This is a genomic window from Streptomyces sp. NPDC001373 (assembly GCF_042895815.1).
GTDB lineage: Bacteria > Actinomycetota > Actinomycetes > Streptomycetales > Streptomycetaceae > Streptomyces.
Genome location: NZ_JBIAWQ010000001.1, coordinates 666,437 through 690,215 on the forward strand (window position 1 = coordinate 666,437; position 23,779 = coordinate 690,215).

The following is a 23,779-nucleotide window of genomic DNA, read 5'->3' on the forward strand; positions in this document are numbered from 1 at the left end:
TTGCATCCGTCCCGTTCCTTTGGGGTTTCCCGGCAGTCTTCGGCTTTTCATGGCGGGACGGCCTGTCAAGGGTCGCCGCAGGCGATCGCGGAGCGACGCGACCGGAGGGAGCGCCCTTGGCAGGGCGGCCCGACGCGGAAGGACGATGAGACTGCCGGGAAACCCCCAAGCCCTCCCTATACCGCCCTGGGGGATACCGCCATTCCCAGGTCCCGGCCCGCCGTCTCCACTACCGCCCGGCCGTGTCCCGCCGCGAGGCGGGTGGGCAGCCGCCGCCCGGCCCCCGGCCCCTCGTGGGGGAGATGGCGGGCCCACCGCCGCACGGCTTCCGGGTGCGGGCCCCCACGACCCCCCATACCCTCCCAAATGTGCACCCGCCGAGAAGCTGGACGCCGCGACAGCGCCCCATGCTGCGCTTCGCCGCCGTGCTGCTGGCGTTCGCCGGCTGGTGGGGGGTGGCGGCCGCGCCCGAGGCGCGGGCGGAGGATCCCGTCACGCTCGATCGGGGGCAGATCACCGACCGCGTGGGCGCCCTCGGCAGCCGTCGGCCGGAGGTCACCGCCGCCCTGGAGCGGCTGTACTCGAACCGGCGGATCCAGCTCTTCGTCACCTACGTCCACGACTTCTCCGGCCGCTCCCCCCAGAGCTGGGCCGACGCCACCGCCCAGAAGAACGGCTTCGGCCAGGACGACCTGCTGCTCGCCGTGGCCACCGGCACACGCCAGTACGCCTATTCGGCCGATGTGGAGTCCGGTTTCACCGAGGCGCAGCTCGCGGACGTCGCCCGGACCGCCATCGAGCCGGCCCTGCGGCAGAACGACTGGGCGGGCGCCGCGATCGGCGCGGCGAACGGCTACGACGCGGCACTCGGCGGCAAGCCCGTCCCCACGCCCTCCGTCACCCCGGGCCCGGCCGACCCCGGCGGGGAGGCGGCCGGCGGGCAGGGCGGGGTCGGGGACTACGTGCTGCCGGTGGTCGTCGTCGGCGGGGCCGGGGCTCTCGGGGTGTACGTGTACCGTCGGCGCGGGCGCGAGGGGGCCGGGGGCGGCGGCCGGGGGACGGCGACGCGCCACCCGGGCTGGGACGGCCGGCGGGCGGAGCCCGCCCCGCTCCCCGAGCTCGATGCCCGGGTCAGGACCCTCCTGGTGGAGACCGACGACGCGGTCCACACCAGCACCGAGGAACTCGGCTTCGCCACGGCCGAGTTCGGCGAGGAGGCCGTCGCCGCGTTCACGGCGGCGGTGGCGTACGCCCGGGGCGAGCTGACTCAGGCCTTCCGGCTGCGCCAGCAGCTGGACGACGCCCACCCCGAGGACGATGCCACCCGCCGCCGGATGCTCGACGAGGTCCTGGCCCGCTGCGCGGAGGCCAACCGCCGGCTGGACGCCGAGTCGGCGGCCTTCGACCGGCTGCGGGACCTGGAGCGGAACGCCCCCGCGGCGCTGGCCGCCGTGGAGACCCGCTTCCGGGAGCTGAGCGGCCGGACGTCGACGGCCGGGGCCACGCTGACGGCTCTGGCCGGCCGGTACGCGGACTCCGCATCCGCGCCGGTCGCCTCCAACGCCGTGCAGGCCGAGGACCGGCTGCTGTTCGCGACGACCAGCCTCGACGAGGCCCGGGCGGCGCTGGACGGCGGGGACAGCGGCCGGGCCGCCGTGCACGTCCGGGCCGCCGAAGGGGCGGTGGACCAGGCGGCGACCCTGGTGGACGCGGTCGAGCGGCGGGCGCAGGAGCTGGCGGAGGCCGCCGGAAAGCTGCCGGGCGCCCTCACCGAGACGGAGGCCGACCTCGCCGACGCCCACGGACTGCTCACCGGGACCGCCGCGGGCTCCTCCACGGCGGACCTGCGGGGCCGGATCGCCCGGGCGGAGGCCGTACGGGACGAGGTGCGGCGGGAGCAGGCGGCCGGCCGGTACGACCCGATCGACGCGCTGCGCCGGGTGGAGGAGGCCGACGCGGCCCTGGACCAGGCTCTGACGGGGGCGCGCGAGCAGGAGTCGGGGCGGCGGCGGGCGGCGGCGCTGCTGGACCAGGCCCAGTTGTCGGCCCGCAGTGCGATCGGCGCGGCGGCGGACTACGTCACCACCAGCCGGGGCGCCGTGGGCAGTGAGGCCCGCACCCGGCTGGCGGAGGCGCAGCGGCTCCTGGAGCGGTCGGTGTCCCTGGCGGGGCCGGATCCGGCGGGGGCGCTGGCGCAGGCGCAGCAGGCGGACTCCCTGGCCCGGCAGGCGCAGCGGCTGGCGGAGCAGGACGTACGGGAGTACCGCAACCCGTACGCCGGGCAGCAGGCGGGCGGCGGCCGGGGCGGGGCCGTGCTCGGCGGGATCATCCTCGGTGAACTCCTGCGCGGCGGCGGCCGGGGCGGCTTCGGCGGCGGGGGTCAGGGGGGCGGCGGTTTCGGGGGCGGGGGCGGCCCGGGCTCCTTCGGCGGTGAGGGCACCCGGGGCCGCATGGGCGGCGGCGGCCGCTTCTGAGACGCCCCCGGCCCAGGCCCCTCCCCCGTCCCCCGTCCCACCCCACCGCGGCGCCCCCAGGAGAGACCCACCATGAGCAAGCAGACCGTCCTCGGCCGCGTCACGCAGCTGGCGAAGGCGAACATCAACGCGCTGCTGGACCAGGCGGAGGATCCGCAGAAGATGCTCGACCAGCTGATCCGCGACTACTCGAACAACATCTCGGACGCCGAGCAGGCGGTGGCCACCACCATCGGCAACCTGCGGATGCTGGAGGCCGACCACCAGGAGGACGTGGACGCGGCCGCCGAATGGGGCGTCAAGGCCCTCGCCGCGAGCCGGAAGGCGGACGGGCTGCGGGCGTCGGGCGCGGCGGCGGACGCGGACCGGTTCGACAACCTGGCGAAGGTGGCCCTGGGGCGGCAGATGCGGTCGGAGAAGGAGGCGGCGGTGGCGGAGCCGGTGATCGCCGCCCAGACGGAGGTGGTCGGGAAGCTGAAGGCGGGCCTGGCCTCCATGAAGGAGAAGCTGACGGGGCTCCAGGCCAAGCGGGACGAGCTGGTGGCCCGGGCGCGGACCGCACAGGCGCAGAACGCGATGCTGGACGCGGTCAAGGACATCGACGTCCTGGACCCGGCCAGTGACCTGAACCGCTTCGAGGAGAAGGTCCGGCGCGAGGAGGCGCTGGCCCAGGGGCGGCAGGAGCTGGCGGCCTCCTCGCTGGACGCGCAGTTCGAGTCGCTGGAGGAGCTGGGCAGGGCCTCGGAGATCGAGGCCCGCCTGGCCGCCCTCAAGACCGGGGCGGCCTGAGGCGGGCGGCCCCGGCCCGGAGGGGCGTCCGCCCTCCTCACCCGTACATGCTCAGCAGCTGCTCCGCGGAGAGCTCGGTGGCCGCCTCGCCCGGGGTGCCGCCGGGCATCGGGAGCGGGAGTTCGAACCAGACGGTCTTGCCGCGGTGGGTGCGCCGGGTGCCCCAGCCGGCCGAGAGCAGGCCGACCAACTGGAGGCCGCGGCCGCCCTCGTCGGTGTCCCGGGCGCGGCGGCGGCGCGGCTGGGCGAGGTTGGCGTCCCAGACCTCGCACACGAGGGTGCGGTCCAGCAGCAGCCGCAGCCGGATCTCGCCCTCCCCGTACCGCAGGGCGTTGGTGACGAGTTCGCTGACGAGCAGTTCGGTGGTGTCGAGGAGGCCCTCCAGGCCCCACGCGGGCAGTTTGGCCCGGGCGAGTTCGCGGGCCCGGCCCACCGAGCGGGCCTCGCGGGGCAGTTGCCAGTCTCCGACGGCGTCCACGGACAGTCCCTGGACCCGGGCCATGAGCAGGGCGATGTCGTCCTCGCCGTGGCGGGTGTGCAGGGTGTTCAGGACCTGGTCGCAGACCTCCTCCAGCGGGCGGGCCGGGTCGGCGACCGCGCCGCGCAGGCCGCGCAGGCCCTCCTCCAGGGGGTGGTCGCGGGACTCGACGAGTCCGTCGGTGTAGAGGGCGAGCAGGGCGCCTTCGGGGAGTTCCACCTCGACCTCCTCGAAGGGTTCGCCGCCGACCCCGAGCGGCATGCCGGTCGGGATCTCCAGCAGCAGGCCGGGGCGCGGGTCGGCGCCGTCCTCGGTGGGTTCGACGAGGACGGGCGGCATGTGGCCGGCGTTGGCGATGGTGCAGCGCCGGGTCACCGGGTCGTAGACGGCGTAGACGCAGGTGGCGAGGTAGACCTCCGAGCGGTCGGCGTCGCGGGAGTGCAGGGCGGAGCGGGAGGCCTGCTGGGCGCCGCCGGGGGCGCCGAGGCCGCGGGCGACCTCGTCGAGGGCGGTGAGCACTTCGGCGGGTTCCAGGTCCAGGAGTGCGAGGGTGCGCACGGCGGTCCGCAGCTCGCCCATGGCGACGGCGGCGCGCAGTCCGCGTCCCATGACGTCGCCGACGACCAGGGCGGTGCGGTGGCCGGGCAGTTCGATGACGTCGAACCAGTCGCCGCCGACCTCGGTGGCGGCGTTGCCCGGGAGGTAGCGGCAGGCGATGTCCAGGCCGGCCGCCTCCGGGTCGCCGGGAGGCAGCAGGCTGCGCTGGAGGATCAGGGCCCGCTCGTGTTCGCGCCGGTAGAGGCGGGCGTTGTCGATGCAGACGGCGGCGCGGGCGGCCAGTTCGACGGCGACGGCCCGGTCGCGCTCGCCGAAGGGCTCGCTGCCCTTCGTGCGGGAGAACTGGGCGAGGCCGACGACCGTGTCGTGGGCGACCATCGGCACGATCAGCGTGGACTGGACGAGGTCGTCGGTTCCGCCGCCCTCGATGAGCCGGGTCCGGGCGGTGCGCAGCGCGACGGCCCCGGGGGAGGCGGCCGGGTAGCGGTGGGTCTCCCCGACGGAGACCAGGGCGCCCGGTCCCGACAGGGGGGCGTCCGAGACGGCGGAGGCGAAGGCCACGCGCCGCAGTGGTGCCGAGGGGGCGCGGCGGGCGCCCTGCCCGGGGAGGGAGGGGAGTCCGGGGCCCTGGGGGCGGGCGGGGCGGTCGTCGTCGCCGAGGAGGAGTCCTTCGTAGAGGTCTACGGCGGCCAGGTCGCAGAAGCCGGGGACGGTGACGTCGAGAAGTTCGCGGGCGGTGGTCTCCAGGTCGAGGGAGTTGCCGATGCGGTGCCCGGCCTCGTTGAGGAGGGCGAGGTTGCGGCGTACGCCGGCCGCCTCGCGGGCGGCCAGGTGGCGCCGGGTGACGTCGGTGCCGAGGCCGGCGATGCCGATCGGGCGGCCGGTGCCGTCGTGCACCCGGTAGAGGTTGATGGACCAGTGCCGGTTGTCGCGACTGCCGGGGGCCGCGCCGGTGATCCGCAGGTCGGTGACGGACTCGCCGGTCTCCAGGACGCGGCGCAGGGCCGCCGCCATCCGGTCGGCCTCGTGCGGGGGCAGGTAGTCGTGCACGGTGCGGCCGCGGTGCTCCTCGACGGCGCCGCCGAACACGGTCGCGAAGCGCCGGTTGGCGCGCTGCACGGTGAGGTCCGTACCGAAGAGGAGGAAGCCGAAGGGAGATTGGCCGAATATGGCCTGCGAGGCGGCCAGGTCGGATTCGATGCGGCGCAGGGCGCGGACGTCGACCACGACGCAGAGCGCGGCCCGCTCGCCGGTCTCGGTCTGGGTGGGCATCACGTAGATCTCGGCCACGCCGTGCGCTCCGTCGCCGCCCGGGATGCGGAACGGGATCAGGCCGGTCCACTCCTTGCCGTCGAGGATCTCGGCGACCTTGCGGTGCCCGCCGTCGCGCAGCTCGGGCGGCATGAAGGCGTCGACCGGGTCGCGCCCGACGGCCTGGGCTGCGGGGAGTCCGAACAGTTCCTCGGCGCGCAGGCTCCACTGGTCGACGAGCCCGTCCGGGCCGATCGAGAACGACGCGACCTTTATGTAGTCATATATCGAGCCAGGCGGACTGCTGTGCCACAAGGAGTCGTGCCACGACTCCCCGGGCACGCGGGTCTGATGTGCCTGCGCAGGTATCTCGCTCACGCGACCGTCCCCTCCAGCTCACCGCAACCGGACCGGCCATGACCGAAGTATTCAGCACCACGGCCCCGTACGGCACGGCGTTCACGATCACAAAAGGGTCCCGTTGTTTTCCGGCCACGTCCGGTGGTCATCCCTGACGTGCTCCGGGAGACCCCCTGCCGCCCTTCACCTTGTTACTCACCAGGAAGAGCCAACTCGAACCACACGGTTTTCCCCGACTTCCCGTGCCGGGTGCCCCAGCGGCGCGCGGAGACGGCGACGAGGTGCAGTCCGCGCCCGCCCTCGTCATCGGCGGCGGCGACCCTTTCGCGGGGCGGATCCGGAAGCGGATCGGATACTTCCACGAGCAGCGCCGGGCCCTCGGCGAGGCCCGGCTCGGCGGGATCGCGCCGCTCCAGCCGGACGCCGATGGGGCCCGAGGCGTAGCGCAGGGAGTTGGTGACCAGTTCGCTGACCAGCAGGACGGTCACGTCACCGACGGCGTCCAGGCCCCAGGAGCGGAGGGCGCCGCGCACGGCGTGGCGGGCGGTGCGGACGGCACCGGGCTCGGCGGGGAAGGCCCACTCGGCACATTCACCGTCTGCGTCGATCACGCCGATCACTTCCCGGGCCACCAGCGACCCCAGTCAGGTTCGTCGGGGACGAATGGGGGACGAGATTGGGACTAATAGCGACATACCCGATATTCGGGGCGTCGTACCACCCGATCCCCCGCCCACCGGCGCACTGTGGCGCGGACGGCCTAGAACGGCGGGGTCATGCGCCCCGGTGCGCCCCGCCTGCCCCCTGGCCGCCGAGCCTGCGACCCGCTTCGGCGACGAAGGGGCGGTCCTGGTCGAGCCAGTCGACGGAGTCCAGTTCGTGGGGTGCGAGCCAGCGCAGCTCGTCGTGGTCCTCCAGCGGCGCGGGCTCTCCGGAGAGCAGCCGCGCGGTCCACACGTGCAGCACGAGGCCGGGCTTCAGTTGCCACTCCCCCGGGATCCGCTCCAGCGCCTCGGTCTCGACGCCGAGCTCCTCGCGCAGCTCGCGCACCAGCGCCTCGGGCACGCTCTCGCCCGGCTCGGCCTTGCCGCCGGGGAGCTCCCAGCGGCCGGCGAGCTCCGGGGGTGCGCTGCGACGGGCCGCCAGCAGGCGCCCGTCACGACAGAGGGCTCCGCCCACGACCACGCGTACAGTCATGGACGGAGCCTATGCCAGGCCCTGCGGGGGCCTTCAATTCCTGGTCGTGGCGGCCGGGCTGCCGTCCGCCTGCTCGATCCGCTCGACCCAGTAGAGCTGCTCGTGACCCCGGTCCTCAAGGCTGTCGACGACCTTCTGTGCCTCGGCCCGGGTGGGGTACCGACCCACCCGGTAGCGGTTGCCGTTGTCGTCCTGACGTATGACCAGCCATGGAAGCAGGGCACCGCTGTCGTTCATCGCGCTCCACCCTCCGCCGATGTTCCTGCCCAGGAAACCGCATTGCGCATATGCCCGAGCTTACGCCCGACCTTCACTGAGCGGATACGGGTTTTCACCAAGAGGCACCTGGGGGCGTATGCATCCGGCCAGGCGTGCGAAAGCGCCGCCGGGGCTCGTTCGGGACCCCGTCGGCGCTCCGGGCGCGGAACCCGCGGCTAACGGACCGGCAGGTGGTACGACAGCCGGTACCGGTCCGCCGGGACGACCACGTCCGCCGTCTCCACGGCCCGCCCGGACGCGTAGTACGTCCGCGTCACCACCAGCACCACGTGCCCCGGCACCCCGCCGAGGACCATGTTCTCCTCCGCCAGCCCCGGCCGGGCCCCGACCTCCTCGACCACGTTGTCCACGACCACGTCGATCGCGGCCATCCGGTCGACCACCCCCGAGCCCCCCAGCGGCCCCTCCTCCGGCAGCATCACCGGGGTCCGGCCGGTCACCGACAGCGGCTCCCAGGACGTGGACAGCATCATCGCCTCGCCCGCGTCACGGAAGACGTACCGGGTGCGCATGACCCGGTCCCCCGGCTCGATGCCCAGCCGCTTCGCGATGTCCGCCGGCGCCGCCGCCTGCTCGCTGTTCGACTCCCACGTGCCGTGCGCTCCCGACTCCGCCTGCTCCTGCCGGAACGGGGTCGACGCCCCGCCCGTGCGGTAGCCGGAGCGCGCGACCCGGCGCGGGACGGGCTGCTCGCGCACGTACGTGCCGGATCCCGAACGACCCTCGACCAGACCCTCCGCCATGAGGACCTTGCGCGCCTCCAGCGCGACGGTGTCGGAGACGCCGTACTCCTCGCGGATCCGGGCCTGCGAAGGGAGCCGGGTGTGCGGGGGCAGGGACCCGTCGACGATCTTCCGTCGCAGATCCCCGGCGACGCGAAGGTAGGCCGGCTGCTCACCGAAAGTCACGGGCCACTCCCATCAGGTTGACAGACAGCTACACCCTGGCAACCGACTGTTGAGCTGTGCAAGTGCGGGCCAGAGTTTCACCCGATGTGATGAAGCCTGGTCACTCAAACCCGTTACCGCGCGTTACCCGCAAGGCCCTCAGGCCGCGCCGGACGACGGCCCGGCCCCCGCTCCCGCCCGGTCCTCCTCGCGCCACTCCGGAACCCGCGTCGACAGCCCGTACGCACCCCGCAGCGCCTTCTCCCCCTCGACCGTCAGCGCACCCTCCGCCGCGTCCCACGCCTGCCGGAAGTCCGCCGGCCGGACCGCCCGCGCCGCCCGCTGCCACTCCGCGCGCGCCGCCGCCAGCTCCTTCAGCCGGGCCCCCGCCTCCGGATGCGCGGAGACGGCGTCCCGCAGCACGCGCTCCTGCGCGGCCAGCGCCTCGTCGACCTCCCGCGCCCACGACCGGTACTCCGGCAGCGCCTCGTCGAGCTCCCGCTCGGGGGCGCCCCCCAGCGCCCCGTCCGCCGCGTTGAGGGCGGTCAGGAGCGAGACCTGTTCGGGCGTCAGCATCCCCGCGTCCTTGCGCAGGCTCCCCGTGTGGTCGTGCCCCGACGTGCCGATCACGCACAACAGCCGCCGGTCGCCCGCGCGCCAGGAATCCCGCGTGGGGGCGAAGTAGTACATCTCCGCGTAGTCGGGCAGCGCCCACGTGTCCATCGCGTAGGCGTCCTGCGCCTTCCAGCACGCCTCCGTGGCGGTGTCCTTGAGCTTGGAGGCGCCCGGGAAGCCGCCGGGGCCGAGCACGGTCGCGGAGGTCACCTCGGCGTCGTGCACCCGGGCGCAGTCGATCCGGTAGGTGAAGGGGGTCTCGTCGAGGAGGTCCCCGCCGGGGACGTTGAAGCAGTCGCCCGCCCGCAGCCGGTCCATGTCGGTCAGCTGGCCCTCGACCGCCTCCGGGGCGGGCCCCGGGCCCAGCCGCTCCAGGAAGGGCCGGGCGTAGCTCGTGAGCCCGTACACCATCACCGACGTGGTCACCAGGGAGACCGCCAGTCCGGCGACCGCCAGCGCCCTGCCCCGCTCCCGCCCGCGCCGGATCTGCACCAGCGCCACCAGGCCGAAGACCACCCCGAGGGGCGGGAAGCAGAGCAGCCCGACCAGCAGGGAGGCGAGGGCGAAGCCGTTGAGCGCGGGCGGTCCCGCCGGGCCGGGCCCAGGCCCCCACCCCGGCTGCGGCGACGGCGGCGGCCAGGAGGGGCCGGGGCCGGCGGGGCGGGGCGGTTGCGGGGTGCTCACAGCGTGAGGTGCTCCATCACAGGGGGCTCGAAACGGCAGCGCGCGCACGACCTCACGCGAACGGCTGCCCGAAATAGTACGCAGCGGGGGCGACCCGGTGATCGGTCGCCCCCGCCTTCACCGGGCGCTCCCGCCCGGTGTCACGCCCCTTCGGCCCGGGCGGGTCAGAACTGCAGCGCCCAGGAGTCGATCCTTCCGGTGTCGGCGGCCGCGTTGTCGCTCACGCGCAGCTTCCAGACCCCGTTGGCCACCTCGGAGGAGGCGTTGACCGTCACCGTCCTCACGAGGTCGTCCGCGCTGCCGCCGGTGCGGTTGTGCAGGTTGTGGAGAGTGCCGTCGGGGGCGACCAGGTCGACCTTCAGGTCGCCGACGTAGGTGTGCTTGACGTCCGCGGAGACGCCCAGCGCGGCCGGCGCGTTGCCGTCGAGACCCCGCTGACGGTGATCGGGGACTCGACCGTGGCGTTGTCGCCCACCGCGTAGTCGGCGGTGCTCTCGAAGCGCGGGCCGGTGGGCGGGGTGGCCGTCGACGCAGGTGATGCCGGACGCGATGGAGTCGCGCACCGCGGTGTCGAGCGCCGGGGCGTTCCAGGCGACGAGGGCCCCGTACGGGCCCTCGGCCCAGACCCGGGCCCCAGGACCGCCCAACGGGCCGTGGCCGCCGTAAGGTTGGCCCACCCGTGCGCCATCCCACAAGAGCCCCACGGACGCGTAACATCCGTGCCATACGACGGCCATGAACGAGCAAAGGCGCTCCGCACATGACGCACGCACTTCCTGGTTATGTCTGCCCCGAGGACGGCACGCGCGCGGACGTGCGGACCGCCCCCTGGTGCTGCCCGGTCTGCGGCGGCCCGTGGGACCTCGACTTCACCCCGGATCCGGCCGTCGCCCTGGAGCCGGCCGCCGGCCCGCCCTCCCTGTGGCGGTACGCGCCGGCGCTGCCGCTGCCGGGGGCGTTCTCGGTGACCCTGTCCGAGGGGCACACCCCGATGCTGCCGCTCGGGGACCGGATTCACGCCAAGCTCGACTTCATGATGCCCACGCTGTCGTTCAAGGACCGGGGCGCGGTGATGCTCGCGGAGCTGGCCCGGCGGCTGGGTCCGGAGCGGGTCGTCGCGGACAGCAGCGGGAACGCGGGGACCTCCGTGGCGGCGTACTGCGCGCGGGCCGGCCTGCGTTGTGAGGTCTTCGTGCCCGAGGGCGCCCCGGAGAAGAAGACCGGCCGGATGCGGGCGCACGGGGCGGCCGTACGGGTCGTGCCGGGTGGCCGCGAGGCCGCCGCGAAGGCCGCGCGGGCCGCGGCGGACGAGCCGGGCGCCTTCTACGCGAGCCACGTCTTCAACCCCTACTTCCTGCAAGGCACGAAGACCTACGTGTACGAGGTCTGGGAGGCCCTCGACGGGCGGCTCCCCGAGGTGCTCGTCGTCCCCGTCGGCAACGGCACGCTGCTGCTGGGGGCGGCGCTGGCGGTGGCGGAGCTGGGCCGGCGCGGAGTACGGGCACCGGCGCTGGTCGGGGTGCAGGCGGAGGCGGTGTCGCCGCTGGCGGCCGCCTTCGCGGAGGGCGCGGAGGAGGCCGAGCCGGTGGAGCAGCGGCCCACCCTCGCGGAGGGCATCGCGATCCCGGCGCCGCCACGGGGCCGCCAGATCCTGTCGGCGGTGCGGAAGTCGGGCGGCGCGATCCTGACGGTCCCGGACGCCCGGATCCGCGAGGCCCAGCGGGACCTGGCCCGCCGCGGGCTGTTCGTGGAGCCGACGGCCGCGGCCTGCTGGGCGGCGGTGGGACCCGGCGCACCCTCCGACCCCCTGGAGGGCCGCACGGCGGTCATCCCCCTGTGCGGTGCCGGCGCCACGTCCGGACTGGCCCCCTGAGACCCCCGCACGGCCCCGGCCGGGCCGCGTCCATGTCGGAAATCCGCCAGCCGGACCCGCCGGATTCTGCTGGACTACCCCCATGACCGCCGCACTTGAGAAGGCCACCGCCTTCACCGCCCTGCACAGCCCCGCCGCCCCCCTCGCCCTCGCCAACGCCTGGGACGTGGCCGGCGCCCGCATCGTCGAGGCGGCCGGCGCCCCGGCCGTGGCCACCACCAGCGCCGGCGTCGCCTGGTCCCTCGGGGCGCCCGACGGCGACGCCCTCGCGCGGGACCGGGCCCTGGACCTCATCGCCCGTGTCGCCGGCGCCGTCTCCGTCCCCGTCACCGCCGACATCGAGGGCGGCTTCGCCGCCGACGCCGCGGGTGTCGGGGAGACCGTCGCCGGCGTCCTGGCCGCCGGCGCGGTCGGCGTCAACATCGAGGACGGCACGCGCGCCCCCGCCGAGCACGCGGAGCGCCTGGCCGCCGCCCGGGCCGCCGCCGACGCCGCCGGGATCCCGCTCTACATCAACGCCCGCGTGGACACCTACCTCTTCGGCCTCGGCGAGAGCGCCACCCGTCTGGACGAGACCCTCGCGCGCGCCTCCGCCTACCTCGCCGCCGGCGCCACCGGCGTCTTCGTGCCCGGCGTCACCGACCCCGCCATCGTCGCGGAGCTCGCCCGGGGCATCGACGCACCGCTCAACGTCCTCGTCGGCCCCGGCGCCCCCTCCGTCGCCGAACTCGGCGCCCTGGGCGTGGCCCGCGTCAGCCTGGGCTCGTGGGTGGCGGAGGCCGCGTACGCCGCCGTCCGCCGCGCCACCGAGGAGCTGCTCGCCGACGGCACCTACGGCTCGCTCGCCGGAGCGCTCCCGTACGGCGAGCTGAACGCCCTGCTCAAGGGGTGAGACACCAGGAAGCGTGCATGCACCACCGACCGTAGGATCCGGCCATGAGCACCTCGATACCGGCACGGCCGGAGGCGACGGAACAGGGCACCTCCCCGCGCGGGACCAGCGGCGCCGTCTGGGCGGCCCTCGGCGTCGTGTACGTCGTCTGGGGCTCGACCTACCTCGGCATCCGGATCGTCGTCCAGACCATGCCGCCGTTCCTCTCCGCCGGCGCCCGCTTCATCACCGCGGGCCTGGTGCTGGCCGGCATCGTCGCCTGGCGGTTCGGCCCGTCCGCGCTCCGCGTCACCCGCGCGCAGCTCGGTTCGACGCTGCTGGTCGGCCTGCTGCTGGTGCTCGGCGGCAACGGCCTGGTCGTGTTGGCCGAGACCTCGGTACCGTCCGGGCTGGCCGCGCTGCTCGTGGCGGCGGTGCCGATGTGGGTGGTGGTGCTGCGGGCGGCCACCGGGGACCGGCCGCCCGCGCGGACCCTGGCCGGGGTGCTGGTGGGGCTCGCGGGGCTGGCGGTGCTGACCAGCCCCGGGCTCAGCGGGGAGGTCCGGCTGTCGGGGGTGCTGCTCGTCCTGTCGGGCTCGATCGCCTGGTCCCTGGGCTCCTTCTCGGCGGGGCGGCTGCCGCTGCCGGGCAACTCGTTCACCGGCAGCGCGTACCAGATGGTGTGGGGCGGGCTCGGCGGGGTACTCGTCGGGCTGGCGCGCGGCGAGCAGCGCGGTCTGGACCCGGCCTCCTTCTCCACCGCCTCCTGGCTGGCCCTGGGCTACCTGGTGCTGATCGGCTCGGTCGTCGGGTTCACCGCGTACGCGTGGCTGCTCCAGTCGGCCCCGCTGTCGCTGACGGCCACGTACGCGTACGTCAACCCGGTGGTGGCCGTCGCGCTCGGCGCGCTGGTCCTGGACGAGCCGCTGACCCTGCCGATCGTGCTCGGCGGCGCGATCGTGGTGGCGGCGGTGGGCATGATCGTCAGCACCGAGCGCCGGAAGTAGGACGGAAGCAGGCCGCGGGAAGGGGGCGGGGGCCGCGGGACGGGGGCCGCGGGACGGGGGCAGCCTCAGCCCCGGGCCGCCGCCTCGTAGAGGGCCTTGGCCTTCCCGTCGTACAGCGCCGCCGTGGAGTCCACGTCGGTGTCCCCGCCGCTGAGCACGCCGATGAGCCGTCCCGGCTGGCCCGTGCCGCCGCGGTCGGCGATCCAGGGGCTGCCGCTGGTGCCCGTCCAGAAACCCGCGCAGCTGATGTACAGCATGTCGGGGTCGTCGGTGTCGTGGCGGGTCTGGGTGGTGCAGGAGACCGGCTTGTTCTGCGGGTTGTGGTCGGACTCCGGGTAGCCGATGACGGTGACCTCGCGCTCGTAGCCGGAGGTCCAGTCCGGCTTGGGCGCCTCGCCCTGCCCGACCCGCTGCTGGAGGCTGCGGCCTTCCTTGTCCGGCTCGATGGTGAGGAAGGCGAAGTCGGCGGTCTCGTCGCCCCACTTCGTCCAGCGCTCGTCCACGTGGATCGAGCGGACCTTCCACACCCCGAGGGGCTGGGTACCCGAGCCCTCGCCGGAGAAGGCGGGCGCGAAGGACAGCTCGCCGATGGCGAGCCCGTCGTGCGCCACCTCGCCCGGACGGCCGTCCTCCCCCGCGGGGGCCACGCAGTGCGCGGCGGTCGCGACGACGTTGCCCCGCGGGCTGTCGACCACGCTCGCCGTGCACCAGTGCTCCCCGTTCGCCATGAGCACGCCGACGGTGGGGAAGGGGTGGACCGGCTGCTCGCCGGACGCCCCGAGGAGGACCACGGCGGCCGCCGCCACGATCCCCGCGGCGGCGGCCGCGGCCGTCGCCCCCTTCACCACCGGGCTCATCGCACGGCGGGGTCGGGTGTCGGTGCCTGCATCACCTTGCTGATCCACTCCAGGGAGCCCTCCCTCATGCCACGTACGTACGATTTTCCGTTGTGCTCACCATCCTGGATCACCTGGAGCCGGGTGTGCACGGGTCCCTTCCCGTACTCCCGCATGAACTTCTCGGCCAGGTCCCGGCCGCTCTCCTTGGTGCCGATCTGGAAGCTGATGTAGACGTCGGGTCCACCCTGCCTGATCAGCTTCTCGGCGAGCTTCTCGGGGTTGTTCTCGTCCATCGCCTCCCGGTTCCCCCGCCACAGCGGGGAGTCGGGGACGAAGTCGACGCCGCTCGCGATGACCGCCTTGAAGCGGTCGGGGTACTTCAGCACGTCCTTGAAGGCGCCGAACCCGCCCGAGGAGGAGCCCATGAAGGCCCAGCCGTCGCGGGAGGTGAAGGTACGGAAATTGGCCCTCGTGAAATCCGGGACGTCATCGGCCATCCAGGTGCCCATCTTGGGCTCTCCGGGGATGTCGGAGCCGTCGTAGTGGTGCTTGGTGTCGGCGTTGATCACCGGCATGACCAGGATGAACGGGAGGCTGGTGCCCTTCTTGACCCCGTCGATCACGGCCTGCTGGAGGCCGAGGCCCGGGCCCGTGCCCCAGTAGTTCCTGGGGTAGCCGCGGCCGCCGGGCAGGGAGATCAGGACGGGGAAGCCGCTCTTGGCGTACCGCGGGTCGTCGTACTCCTTGGGGACCCACACCCACACGTCACCCGTGAAACCGGACTTCTTGCCGGTCAGGGTGGTCATCGCGATCTGCGTGCCGTCCGGCAGCCGGCTGGTGCGCACGAAGGAGGACTTGGGGCCGGTGGGCATCAGCACCCCCGGGCTGCCGATGTCCTCGGCGGCCGCCGACTCCTGGATCTTCCCGAAGGAGACGGGGTCCCCCATGTCGGAGAAGAGGCCGAACGCGTACGCCGCGCCGCCCCCGGCGGCGAGGGCGAGCGCGAGGGCGGCGCCGATCAGGATCCGGCGCTTCCGCGGGCGGCGGCCGGGGCGGCGGCCGCCCCCGGTCGCGGGGTCGCCGTCGCCGCCTTGCTGGTCATACTGCACGGATTTGTTCCCGTTCCCTCTCCGGCGCCCCGGTTGGGCGCGGGTCGGACCGAAAGGTCCCCCTTATCGCTTCTACAGAGGTGTCAACGACCGTAGGGGTTGCCTGGGACCGGGGCGACGTGGCGAGGGCCACGTGGCGGACGCCTGTACGGATGCCCTGTACGGACGCCCCGTGCGGGCGCCCCGTGCGGCGGCCTCCGGGGCGTCCGGGGGCGGGAACGAAGGCTCGGGAACGAAGGCGGGAACGGAAACGGGAACGGGGGTGGGGTGCGGCGGGAGCCGGGGCGGGGTGGAGCGGCTCAGCCGGCCTCGGGCTTCGGGCCCTTCAGCACCCTGCTGACCCACTCCAGCGAGCCCTCCTTCATACCGCGCACGTAGTGCCAGCCGTTGTGCTCGCCGTTCTGGATGTCCCGGATGGTCGTCTTGACGGGGCCCTTGCCGCACTGCTGCACGAACTTCGCCATCCGGTCCTTGCCGGACTCCTTGGTGCCGACCTGGAAGTTGATGTAGACGTCCGGGCCGCCGCTCGCGATCAGCTTCTCGGCGAGCTTCTCGGGGTTGTTCGCGTCCATCTCCGCCTGGTGGCCCTTCCAGAGCGGGGAGTCCGGGACGATCTCGCCGCCGCTGGCGATCACGGCCTTGAAGCGGTCCGGGTACTGCAGGAGCGTCTTCATGCCGACGAAGGCGCCGGAGGACGAGCCCATGAAGGCCCAGCCGTCGCGGGACTTGTACGTGCGGAAGTTGGCGCGGGCGAAGTCCGGGACGTCCTCGGCGATCCAGGTGCCCATCCTGGGCTGGCCGGGTATGTCGGCGCCGTCGTAGTAGTACTTGTTGTCCGGGTTGAGCACCGGCATGATCACGACGAAGGGCAGGCTGGTCCCGGCCTGGACGCCCTCGCTGATGGCCTTCTGGAGGCCGAGGCTGCGGTCGGCCCAGTAGTTCGTGGGGAAGCCGTTGCCGCCCGGCAGGGCGATGAGGACGGGGAAGGCGCTCTTGGCGTACTTCGGGTCGTCGTACTCCTTGGGCGCCCAGACCCAGACGTCCCCCTCGAAGCCGGACTTGGTGCCGGCGAGGCGGGTCTTGGCGATGACCGTGCCGTCGTCGAGCCTGGTGGTCTGCTTGAAGTCCGACTTCGGGCCGGCGGGCAGCTGCACGTCGGGGTCGCCGGTGGGCGTGGGCGAGGCGGAGGGGCTCGCGCCCTTCTGCGCCGGACCGCCGTCCGTCCCGGCGGCGGCGGGCTGGTGGTTCCCGCCGAAGCTGACGGCCTGGCCGTTCCCGTCGAACCACTCGTTCTTGTACGCGGCGAAACCCCCGCCGCCGAGGACCAGCGCGCCGACGACGCCGGCGCTGATCCCTATCGCGCGCCGCGACTTCCTGCGCCCCCCCGGCCCCTGGGGCTCGCGGCCGGACGACTGCTGAGGGTACTGATCCACGAACTTCGCTCCGAACGGTCTCGGCTGCCCCTGGGGCGGGGCAGCACACGGACATCCCCTTGACTGGTCCTGATGAGCGAATTCTGCGGATAGTTCCAAATCCCTGCAAAAACTTGCCTGGAACTTCAGGTTTCGACTCGCTCACCTCAGCGCGTCGAGCACCTCCGCGCACCGCCCCAGCAGGCCGATGAGCTGGTCGCGCTCCTGCGGCGTCAGGGCCGCGGCGAGCGTCCGCTCCACGCGCACGGCCCCCGCGTCCGCGAGCTCCATCGCGGCGCGCCCCTCGGGCGTGAGCCGGGTCTCCAGCACGTTGCGGTGCCACTCGTGCGGGGTCCGCTCGACGAGGCCGCGCTCGTGAAGGTTCTTCAGCACGGTGTTCATCGTCGGCGCGGTGACCCCGCACAGGCGGGCGAGGGCCGCGGCGGAGATCCCGGGCTTCTCGGCGAGCCAGAGCAGGGCCGCGTACTGCGGAACCGTCACCGCGGCCGGCTTGCAGGCGGTGGTCTTCGCCGCGACGAGCGCCTGCTCGGCGCGCTTGATGTGCGAGCCGATGCGCTCCTCGGCGGGCATGGAGGTCATGACGGCATCTTATGACCCTTGCCAAGTATTAGAACTCTAACTACTCTTCGAACCCACTCACTCAGAAGGATGCACCCATGCGCAAGCTGTCATATGCCCTGCCCGTCGCCGCCGCCCTGGCCCTCACCACGGCGCTCACCACCGGCGCCGCCCCCGGCCCGGCCCGCGTGTCGACGGCGTTCACCCTGCCCGGCGCGAAGGCCTACCCCGAGGGCATCGCCGCCGACGCCCGTACCGGCGCGGTCTACGTCGGCTCGTACGCCGACGGCACCGTCTACCGCGCCCGCCCCGGCGCCCGTGCGGCCGAGGTCTTCCTGCCCTCCGGCACCGACGGCCGGCACACGGCCAACGGCCTGCGCGTCGACGCGCGCGGCCGCCTGTGGGTCACCGACTCCACCGCCGGTGTCACGGTGTACGACACGGCGACCGGCATCCGCCTGGCCCGCTTCGACGTCGACGCCGCCACCCCGCACTTCATCAACGACCTGACCATCACCCCGGACGGCACCGCCTACCTGACGGACAGCGTCCGCGCCGTGATCTACCGCGTCACCCCGGCCCAACTGCGCGCCGGCTCGGGCGCCCTGACGGCGGCCTACGACCTGAGCCGGCAGGTCACCCCGCCGCCGCCCGGCAAGCTCACCCTGAACGGCATCACCTCCGACGCGGCGGGCCGCTACCTGCTGGCGGTGGACATGACCGCCGGGGAGCTCCACCGCGTCGACCTGGCCACCGGCACCCTGAGCCGGGTCATCCTCACGGGCGGCGACCTCAAGGCCGCCGACGGCCTCGACCTCTCCCCCGGCGGCACCCTCCGGGCGGCCCACAACATCACCAACACCCTGACCCGCTGGCAGCTCACCCCGGACGGCACCCGCGCCCGCCTGGTCCACAGCATCACGGACCCGGCCCTCCAGATCCCCACCACCCTGGCCCACACCCCGACCCGCACCCTGGTGGTCCGCTCCCAGTTCGACAAGGGCGGCCCGATGACCCCGTCGACGGGCACCCCGACCACCTTCTCGGTCGCCTCGGTCCGGGGGCTGTAGCCGCCTCCTCCACCGACCGGCGCGGTGACCCGCGGGGACCTAAAATGGCCTCAAGAGTCAGCAAGGCACGTCCGGCGGCTCCACGGCGCCCCCGCGGGCCGCCCGGCCCGCCCGGGAGGCGTGATGACCGTATCCCCCGACGCACCGGAGTACGCGCACACCGACCCCGAGGACACCCTCAAGGTGCTCGGGGGCTCATGGCACTGGGCACTGGGCCTCGCCCTCGCGACCCTGATCCCAGGCATCCTGATCCTCGTCTGGCCCGACGAGACCCTGCACGTCCTGGCCGTGATCCTGGGACTGCAGCTCCTGGTGGCCGGCGGCTTCCGCTTCGTGTCGGCCTTCTCGCACGGCAAGGAGTCGGGCGGCAGCAGACTGGCGGGCGTCCTGATCGCCCTGCTGGCCCTGCTGGCGGGCGTCCTGGTGCTTCGGCACCCCATGCAGACGGTCGGCCTGCTCGCCCTGATCGTCGGGGTCTCCTGGCTGCTGACCGGAGTCCTCGCGGCCTACGTCGCGATCGCCGACCGCACCCTCGCCCACCGCGGCCTGCGCTTCGGCCTGGGCGCCCTCGGCGTCGTCGCCGGAATCGTCGTGCTCTGCTTCCCGGTGGACTCCGCGGTCGCCCTGACCCGGCTGCTGGGCCTCTGGCTGGTCCTGATCGGCGCCTTCGAACTCGTCATGGCCTTCGCCCTCCGCTCCACCACCCGCAAACTCACGACCCCACCACCCGTCTGACCCCCGGGCGGAACCCGAAGGGGCCGGCCTCCGAGAGCCCGGCCCCTTCGGTGCGTCGCCGCGGTCGAACGGTGAAACTCCGCAAGTACGCGGAGGCCGGGATCCCGCACTGCTGGTGCATCGAGGACGAGGACGGCGCACCCGTCGTCCACGTCTACGAGCGCGACGAACCGACCGGCGCCTACGCGCCCGCCGGCATCTTCCGTGGCACCCTCCAGCGCCCGGTGCCGTTCGAGATCAGCCTGGACCTCGACAAGCCCACGCCGCCGCGACACGTTGAAGCGGAACGTTCAGCCCAGAGCTCCGACCTGCACAAAAAGGGTTCCGGAAGTGGTTATCCGGCACCTATCCAGCACGGTGCGAGTTCATGCAGCACATCCAGCACCACGCGACCCGCCAAGCTGGTGTACACATGACACACTCGGTACGCTTGAGCGCATGACACAGCCGCTGCCCATAGAGTCCATCCGCGACGTGCGCGCACACCTGGCTGAGGTCGTGGAGCGCGCGGATCGCGACGACGTACCCACAGTGATCACGCGCCGAGGCAAGCAAGTCGCCGCCGTCGTCTCCATCGAGGTGCTGCGCAAGTACCAGGAGTGGGAAGAGCGTGAGATCAACCGGATCATCGACGAGCGCATGGCCAACCCGACTCCCGGGATCCCGATCGAGGACATCATGAGGGAGACGCTGGCGCGAGGTGAGTGAGTACCGAACCGTCTTCCGGCCAGAGGCGCAGGCCGAGCTTCGGAAGATCCCACGCGACATGGCGCTGCGCATCCTGGCCAAGCTGACCGAGCTGGAGAGCGACCCCCTCGGCTTCAACACCACCGCGCTCGTGTCGCAGCCGGACCGCCGCCGGCTGCGAGTCGGCGACTACCGCGTCGTCTACACGCTCGACAACGGAGAACTCGTGGTGTGGGTCGTGCACGTCGGGCATCGCCCCACCGTTTACGACACCTGACGCCGGCCGATCCGGCGTCAGAATATCCAGCACCCCCACGCCTCCCGCCCCTCTCTGGCCTCCCCGCATCTTCCCACCGCCCACACCCGGCCTCGACGGGCCTTCGCAGCCCTGCGGACCGACCGAACCTCGGGTCAGTCATTCACACCCCCAGGCTTACGACCGCCGGTAGGATCGGCACCATGAGCGGTAGTAGGAAGTATTCAATCAGCCTGCCCGAGGATCTCGCCGAGGCCGTGCGTGCCCATGTCGGGCCCGGCGGTTTTTCCGCCTACGTCGCCGAGGCTCTCGAACAGCGGGTCGCCATGGACAAGCTGCGGGAGATCGTCGCCGACTTCGAGACCGACAACGAAGCTCTCACCCGCGAGGAGGTCGAGGCCGCCCGGGAGCTGCTGCGCCACGACCACCGGCAGGCCGGCGGGGCCGCCGCCTGATGCCCGGCACCCTCCTGCTCGACAGCGAAGGACTCTCGAAGCTCTACCGCAAGGACCGCACCGTCGTGGCCCTGGTCCAGGCGGCGTCGGAGGAGGGCGTCCGCGTCGCCACCAGCGCCATGACCACGCTCGAGGCCGGCTACGAGCACATTCACCCGGCCCGCATCAAGTGGGTCCTCTCCCGTGTCGACGTCCACGACGTCACGAAGGAGATCACCGGCCAGGCCGCCACACTTCTGCGCGCCCATCACCTCCACGGCCACAAGTACGCCATCGATGCCGCCTTCGCCGTCATCGCCCGCAACGCACCCCGGCCGGTCACCGTCCTCACGTCCGACCCCGAGGACCTGAGACTCCTGTGCGGCCCTTCCGTGGAGGTCGTCAAGGTCTGAGACCGCGTCGCCGCGACGCCGCCCGGCCAAAAGCTGTCACCGCATCGCGGGATCGAGGACTCACTGCGGACACACAGCTGTGCCCGACCCGGCAACAGGCGGGTCGGGCACAGGTATGGACATAGCGTCACACGTTGAAGCGGAATGTCCACCGCAACGCTCTCACCTGCGGAAACTGGCTTCTAAGAGATCCAAGTCAGCGCAGAATCAGCACGGGTGGCAGGTCTGGGACTCCGGGACGACAGAAAGGACAGTCCCTTGGTGACGATCTCGTGGCCCGCGCCTCGTCGAATCGCTACGGTTGAGCCATGACCGCACTGCCCGACTGGATGCGCCCGCCGCGTGAGGAAGGCTGGTTCGCGGAGGACCTGGACCGCCTTCCCGAGGCACCCCGCCACACAGAGCTGATCGACGGAGCGCTTGTCTTCATGATGTCGCCGCAGAGGTGGTGGCACGGCCACCTCGTCACCATGCTCACCGTCGCTCTCATGGAGCAGGCGCCCGGCGATGTCAGGGTCGGCCGCGAGATGACCATAAAACTCGACGAGCGAAACCGGCCCGAGCCGGATCTGCTGTTGACGACGGCCGACTACGACGGAGACCGCACCTGGTTCGCGCCGGACGAGGTGCGACTCGTCATCGAGGTCGTCTCACCCGAGTCCGCGCACCGGGACCGCACGGTCAAGCTCCGCAAGTACGCGGAGGCCGGCATCCCGCACTACTGGTGCATCGAGGACGAGGACGGCGCCCCCGTCGTCCACGTCTATGAACTCGACGAACCGACTGGCGCCTACGCGCCCGCCGGCATCTTCCGGGGCACCCTGAAGCGGCCTGTGCCGTTCGAGATCAGCCTGGATCTCGACAAGCTCACCCCGCCGAGGAGCAAGTAGGAGTCAGCACCACGTCAGCACGGGAACGCAGATGGGCCCGGACTCACAGAGCCCGGCCCCATCTGACCTGCACGTTTGACGAACCGTTTAGCTCACGGTAACGAAACCAATCACACGTTGAAGCGGAATGTCTGAAGCCAGATCCTGACCTGCGGCGGAGCCCCCTCCAGGGCTCTGACCTGGGACTTCCGTGTTGGCACGCGTTGGCTTCCGGCGGCCGTTTACGGGTGTCCTGCGGACTGGCTGCGGACCAGCAGACCTCCGCGATCCCCCGGTCAGCGGTTCGGCGGAACGCTTTCAGTGAGTTCCTGGTACGCGTCCATGACATCACCCACGTGCAGCGTGATGACTTCGTCCTCCGACGGGACTCCAGAGCTGCCGAGCGCGTCGTAGACCCGCAGGTCCCGCACTGCGGCAGCCTTCCGAGCGAGTTCGCGCGCGAAGCGCCCATTACCAAGCCGGTCGATCAGGCCATTGGTGACGACGAGGTCACATGACATACGCAGCGCAATCGCTGCCTCGTCGGTAAGGGCATCGCCTTGGGCTACCAGGAACGACTCCGCGATCAGCACCAGCTCGTCAGCCGAGTAGGCAGGGAAGTCCACCCGAGTATTGAAGCGGGAGGTGAGACCTGGGTTGGTGGACAGGAGGTCATCGATCTCGTTCGGGTACCCGGCGAGAACCACAACCAGACGGTGCCTGTCGTCTTCGGCTCGTTTGAGGAGCACCTGTAGGGCTTCCTTGCCGAAGGCGTCACCTCCCGAGTACCCGGTGTTGGACAGTGCGTACGCCTCGTCGATGAAGAGAACACCGTCCAGGGCCTCGTCGATGATCTTTGATGTCTTGATCGCCGTCTCTCCGAGGTGCTGTCCCACGAGGTCAACGCGCTGGGCCTCGACGACGTGGCCTCGGGCCAGCAAGCCAAGCCCTGCGAAGACCTTGCCTACGACGCGGGCCACCGTGGTCTTGCCCGTGCCGGGCGGCCCGGCAAATACCAAGTGCTGTGGAGCCGGTGCCGCAGCCAGGCCCTGGCCTCTTCGCACTGCCGCCATCCTCAGCTGTGCCGACAGGGTCCGCACCTGGCGTTTCACCGGGGCCAGCCCGACCATCTCGTCGAGTTCGGCCATCGCCTCATCCAGCAATGCCGAACGCTCCTCGTCGCTCAAAGTGACGCCGGAGGAGTCCTCACGTTGTTCTTGCGCAGCCCCAGCAGCCTGGGCGGGCAGGCGCGCAGCAGGCGGGGCCACCACCTTCGCCCGCTGGGCCACATCACCCAGGGTCGGGCTGTACCGGAACGCTGTCTGGAACTGCTTCAGGGCTTCCTCAGCCCGGCCGAGCTGCTCATACGCACGGCCACGCAAGTAGGCAATCTCCCCGAGAAATCCGGCGTTATCAGCCAGCGCTTGCGGAAGTGGGCTCAGCACGTTGAGTGCCTCGTGGGATACGCCTTGGGCGATAAGGCTGGCCGCAACACAGAGCTGCGACTCGTCCCGTAGGAAGGAGTTCCGGATTCCCTCGGCAAAGGTCAGAAGGAGTGGCCAGTCCTTCTTCAGGACGGCGTAGCGGGCGCAGACGAAGCGGGTCTCGTCACAGTCGAGCACTGCGTGGGAGAGCATGTTCCATGCTTGATCGAGTAGGCCGTCGTCCAAGAACTTCGCCGCCCTCGCGAGCCACAGGTCACGGTGCGTCTCTAAACGGAAGTTCACGTACCCCCCGATCTGAAACCGGGAGGACAGCGGGGTCTGGAGCTTCGTGCGCATGGCACCGAAGGACTGGGCTTGACCATGCATGGCCTCGATCGCCTGGCCCTGGAGCTGCCCCGCGGCATGCAGTCCTAGCCAGGCGTCAGCAGCAAGAGGGTTGTGCGCGACGGCCGCGTGAAAGGATGCAGCCGCAGCGGCCCGATTACCCACCCTCAGCTGCGCAACCCCTTCGAGCCACGCTTGCTCGCAATTCTTGATCGAACGCCGTGATACGGACGGCCCCTGCACTCAGGTCTCCAGTGCTGTCGTTGGTTGATTCAAGATTCGCC

23 protein-coding genes and 2 pseudogenes are annotated in these 23,779 nt (G+C 72.3%); 13 read left to right on the forward strand and 12 right to left on the reverse strand.

Annotation, left to right across the window (positions count from 1 at the left end):
* Nucleotides 1–407 precede the first annotated feature (407 nt).
* Nucleotides 408–2,474, forward strand: a complete 2,067-nt coding sequence (locus ACFY15_RS03185) for a TPM domain-containing protein (protein WP_390825039.1) — start codon at nt 408–410, stop codon at nt 2,472–2,474.
* Nucleotides 2,475–2,546: 72 nt separating this feature from the next.
* The gene (locus ACFY15_RS03190) at nt 2,547–3,263 is read left to right on the forward strand and encodes a PspA/IM30 family protein (protein ID WP_390685177.1); all 717 of its coding nucleotides are present in this window, start codon (nt 2,547–2,549) and stop codon (nt 3,261–3,263) included.
* A gap of 37 nt (nt 3,264–3,300) precedes the next feature.
* Here the strand turns inward: ACFY15_RS03190 and ACFY15_RS03195 are convergent, their stop codons facing one another.
* The 7 genes and pseudogenes from ACFY15_RS03195 to ACFY15_RS03225 all read right to left on the reverse strand — a co-directional run.
* Nucleotides 3,301–5,865: a SpoIIE family protein phosphatase gene (locus tag ACFY15_RS03195; protein WP_390685499.1), complete on the reverse strand. Its 2,565-nt coding sequence runs from the start codon at nt 5,863–5,865 to the stop codon at nt 3,301–3,303.
* Between the two features lie 236 nt (nt 5,866–6,101).
* Nucleotides 6,102–6,530, reverse strand: coding sequence for an ATP-binding protein (locus ACFY15_RS03200; protein ID WP_390685498.1), 429 nt, complete (start codon nt 6,528–6,530; stop codon nt 6,102–6,104).
* A 154-nt stretch (nt 6,531–6,684) separates the two neighbouring features.
* The gene (locus tag ACFY15_RS03205; RefSeq protein ID WP_390685176.1) at nt 6,685–7,107 is read right to left on the reverse strand and encodes a (deoxy)nucleoside triphosphate pyrophosphohydrolase; all 423 of its coding nucleotides are present in this window, start codon (nt 7,105–7,107) and stop codon (nt 6,685–6,687) included.
* Between the two features lie 33 nt (nt 7,108–7,140).
* Nucleotides 7,141–7,344 carry an SPOR domain-containing protein gene (locus ACFY15_RS03210; RefSeq protein WP_390685175.1) on the reverse strand — a complete coding sequence of 68 codons (204 nt, stop codon included), beginning with the start codon at nt 7,342–7,344 and terminating at the stop codon, nt 7,141–7,143.
* A gap of 197 nt (nt 7,345–7,541) precedes the next feature.
* On the reverse strand, nt 7,542–8,294 hold the full coding sequence (locus ACFY15_RS03215; RefSeq protein ID WP_390685174.1) for a GntR family transcriptional regulator: 753 nt from the start codon (nt 8,292–8,294) through the stop codon (nt 7,542–7,544).
* Nucleotides 8,295–8,432: 138 nt separating this feature from the next.
* The gene (locus ACFY15_RS03220; RefSeq protein WP_390685173.1) at nt 8,433–9,572 is read right to left on the reverse strand and encodes a DUF4190 domain-containing protein; all 1,140 of its coding nucleotides are present in this window, start codon (nt 9,570–9,572) and stop codon (nt 8,433–8,435) included.
* Between the two features lie 164 nt (nt 9,573–9,736).
* Nucleotides 9,737–10,092, reverse strand: a pseudogene (locus ACFY15_RS03225) (proprotein convertase P-domain-containing protein); the annotation flags it as partial.
* 240 nt (nt 10,093–10,332) lie between these two features.
* Between ACFY15_RS03225 and ACFY15_RS03230 the strand changes: the two are divergent.
* The 3 genes from ACFY15_RS03230 (at nt 10,333) to ACFY15_RS03240 (ending at nt 13,323) form a co-directional block, all read left to right on the forward strand.
* On the forward strand, nt 10,333–11,445 hold the full coding sequence (locus ACFY15_RS03230; RefSeq protein ID WP_390685172.1) for a pyridoxal-phosphate dependent enzyme: 1,113 nt from the start codon (nt 10,333–10,335) through the stop codon (nt 11,443–11,445).
* Between the two features lie 82 nt (nt 11,446–11,527).
* Nucleotides 11,528–12,337, forward strand: coding sequence for an isocitrate lyase/phosphoenolpyruvate mutase family protein (locus ACFY15_RS03235; protein WP_390685171.1), 810 nt, complete (start codon nt 11,528–11,530; stop codon nt 12,335–12,337).
* Between the two features lie 44 nt (nt 12,338–12,381).
* A complete protein-coding gene (locus ACFY15_RS03240; protein ID WP_390685170.1) occupies nt 12,382–13,323 on the forward strand; it encodes an EamA family transporter in 942 nt (313 codons plus the stop codon).
* Between the two features lie 65 nt (nt 13,324–13,388).
* Here the strand turns inward: ACFY15_RS03240 and ACFY15_RS03245 are convergent, their stop codons facing one another.
* The 4 genes from ACFY15_RS03245 to ACFY15_RS03260 form a co-directional block, all read right to left on the reverse strand.
* Nucleotides 13,389–14,180: a trypsin-like serine peptidase gene (locus tag ACFY15_RS03245; protein ID WP_390824912.1), complete on the reverse strand. Its 792-nt coding sequence runs from the start codon at nt 14,178–14,180 to the stop codon at nt 13,389–13,391.
* The gene (locus ACFY15_RS03250; RefSeq protein WP_390824913.1) at nt 14,177–15,271 is read right to left on the reverse strand and encodes an alpha/beta hydrolase; all 1,095 of its coding nucleotides are present in this window, start codon (nt 15,269–15,271) and stop codon (nt 14,177–14,179) included. The genes ACFY15_RS03245 and ACFY15_RS03250 overlap by 4 nt, the downstream gene beginning before the upstream one ends.
* 299 nt (nt 15,272–15,570) lie before the next feature.
* Nucleotides 15,571–16,704: an alpha/beta hydrolase gene (locus ACFY15_RS03255; protein ID WP_390824914.1), complete on the reverse strand. Its 1,134-nt coding sequence runs from the start codon at nt 16,702–16,704 to the stop codon at nt 15,571–15,573.
* Nucleotides 16,705–16,845: 141 nt separating this feature from the next.
* Nucleotides 16,846–17,283, reverse strand: a complete 438-nt coding sequence (locus tag ACFY15_RS03260) for a MarR family winged helix-turn-helix transcriptional regulator (RefSeq protein ID WP_390685166.1) — start codon at nt 17,281–17,283, stop codon at nt 16,846–16,848.
* 77 nt (nt 17,284–17,360) lie between these two features.
* Between ACFY15_RS03260 and ACFY15_RS03265 the strand changes: the two genes are divergently transcribed.
* From ACFY15_RS03265 to ACFY15_RS03300, 8 genes and pseudogenes are all read left to right on the forward strand, one after another.
* On the forward strand, nt 17,361–18,332 hold the full coding sequence (locus tag ACFY15_RS03265) for an SMP-30/gluconolactonase/LRE family protein (protein WP_390685165.1): 972 nt from the start codon (nt 17,361–17,363) through the stop codon (nt 18,330–18,332).
* A gap of 123 nt (nt 18,333–18,455) precedes the next feature.
* Complete coding sequence (locus ACFY15_RS03270; RefSeq protein ID WP_390685164.1) at nt 18,456–19,067, forward strand: HdeD family acid-resistance protein; 612 nt, start codon at nt 18,456–18,458, stop codon at nt 19,065–19,067.
* A gap of 59 nt (nt 19,068–19,126) precedes the next feature.
* Nucleotides 19,127–19,339 (forward strand): annotated as a pseudogene (locus ACFY15_RS03275) (Uma2 family endonuclease); the annotation flags it as partial.
* A 166-nt stretch (nt 19,340–19,505) separates the two neighbouring features.
* Nucleotides 19,506–19,775, forward strand: coding sequence for a type II toxin-antitoxin system Phd/YefM family antitoxin (locus ACFY15_RS03280; protein ID WP_390685163.1), 270 nt, complete (start codon nt 19,506–19,508; stop codon nt 19,773–19,775).
* Nucleotides 19,768–20,031 (forward strand): type II toxin-antitoxin system RelE/ParE family toxin, encoded by a 264-nt coding sequence (locus ACFY15_RS03285; protein ID WP_390685162.1) that lies wholly within the window; start codon nt 19,768–19,770, stop codon nt 20,029–20,031. The genes ACFY15_RS03280 and ACFY15_RS03285 overlap by 8 nt, the downstream gene beginning before the upstream one ends.
* A 182-nt stretch (nt 20,032–20,213) precedes the next feature.
* The gene (locus ACFY15_RS03290; protein ID WP_390685161.1) at nt 20,214–20,465 is read left to right on the forward strand and encodes a hypothetical protein; all 252 of its coding nucleotides are present in this window, start codon (nt 20,214–20,216) and stop codon (nt 20,463–20,465) included.
* On the forward strand, nt 20,465–20,857 hold the full coding sequence (locus tag ACFY15_RS03295) for a DNA-binding protein (protein ID WP_390685160.1): 393 nt from the start codon (nt 20,465–20,467) through the stop codon (nt 20,855–20,857). Before ACFY15_RS03290 ends, ACFY15_RS03295 begins: the two co-directional genes overlap by 1 nt.
* Before the next feature lie 308 nt (nt 20,858–21,165).
* Nucleotides 21,166–21,747, forward strand: coding sequence for a Uma2 family endonuclease (locus ACFY15_RS03300; RefSeq protein WP_390685159.1), 582 nt, complete (start codon nt 21,166–21,168; stop codon nt 21,745–21,747).
* Between the two features lie 275 nt (nt 21,748–22,022).
* On the opposite strand, the gene ACFY15_RS03305 is transcribed toward ACFY15_RS03300, so the two are convergent.
* On the reverse strand, nt 22,023–23,738 hold the full coding sequence (locus tag ACFY15_RS03305; RefSeq protein WP_390685158.1) for an AAA family ATPase: 1,716 nt from the start codon (nt 23,736–23,738) through the stop codon (nt 22,023–22,025).
* Nucleotides 23,739–23,779 lie beyond the last annotated feature (41 nt).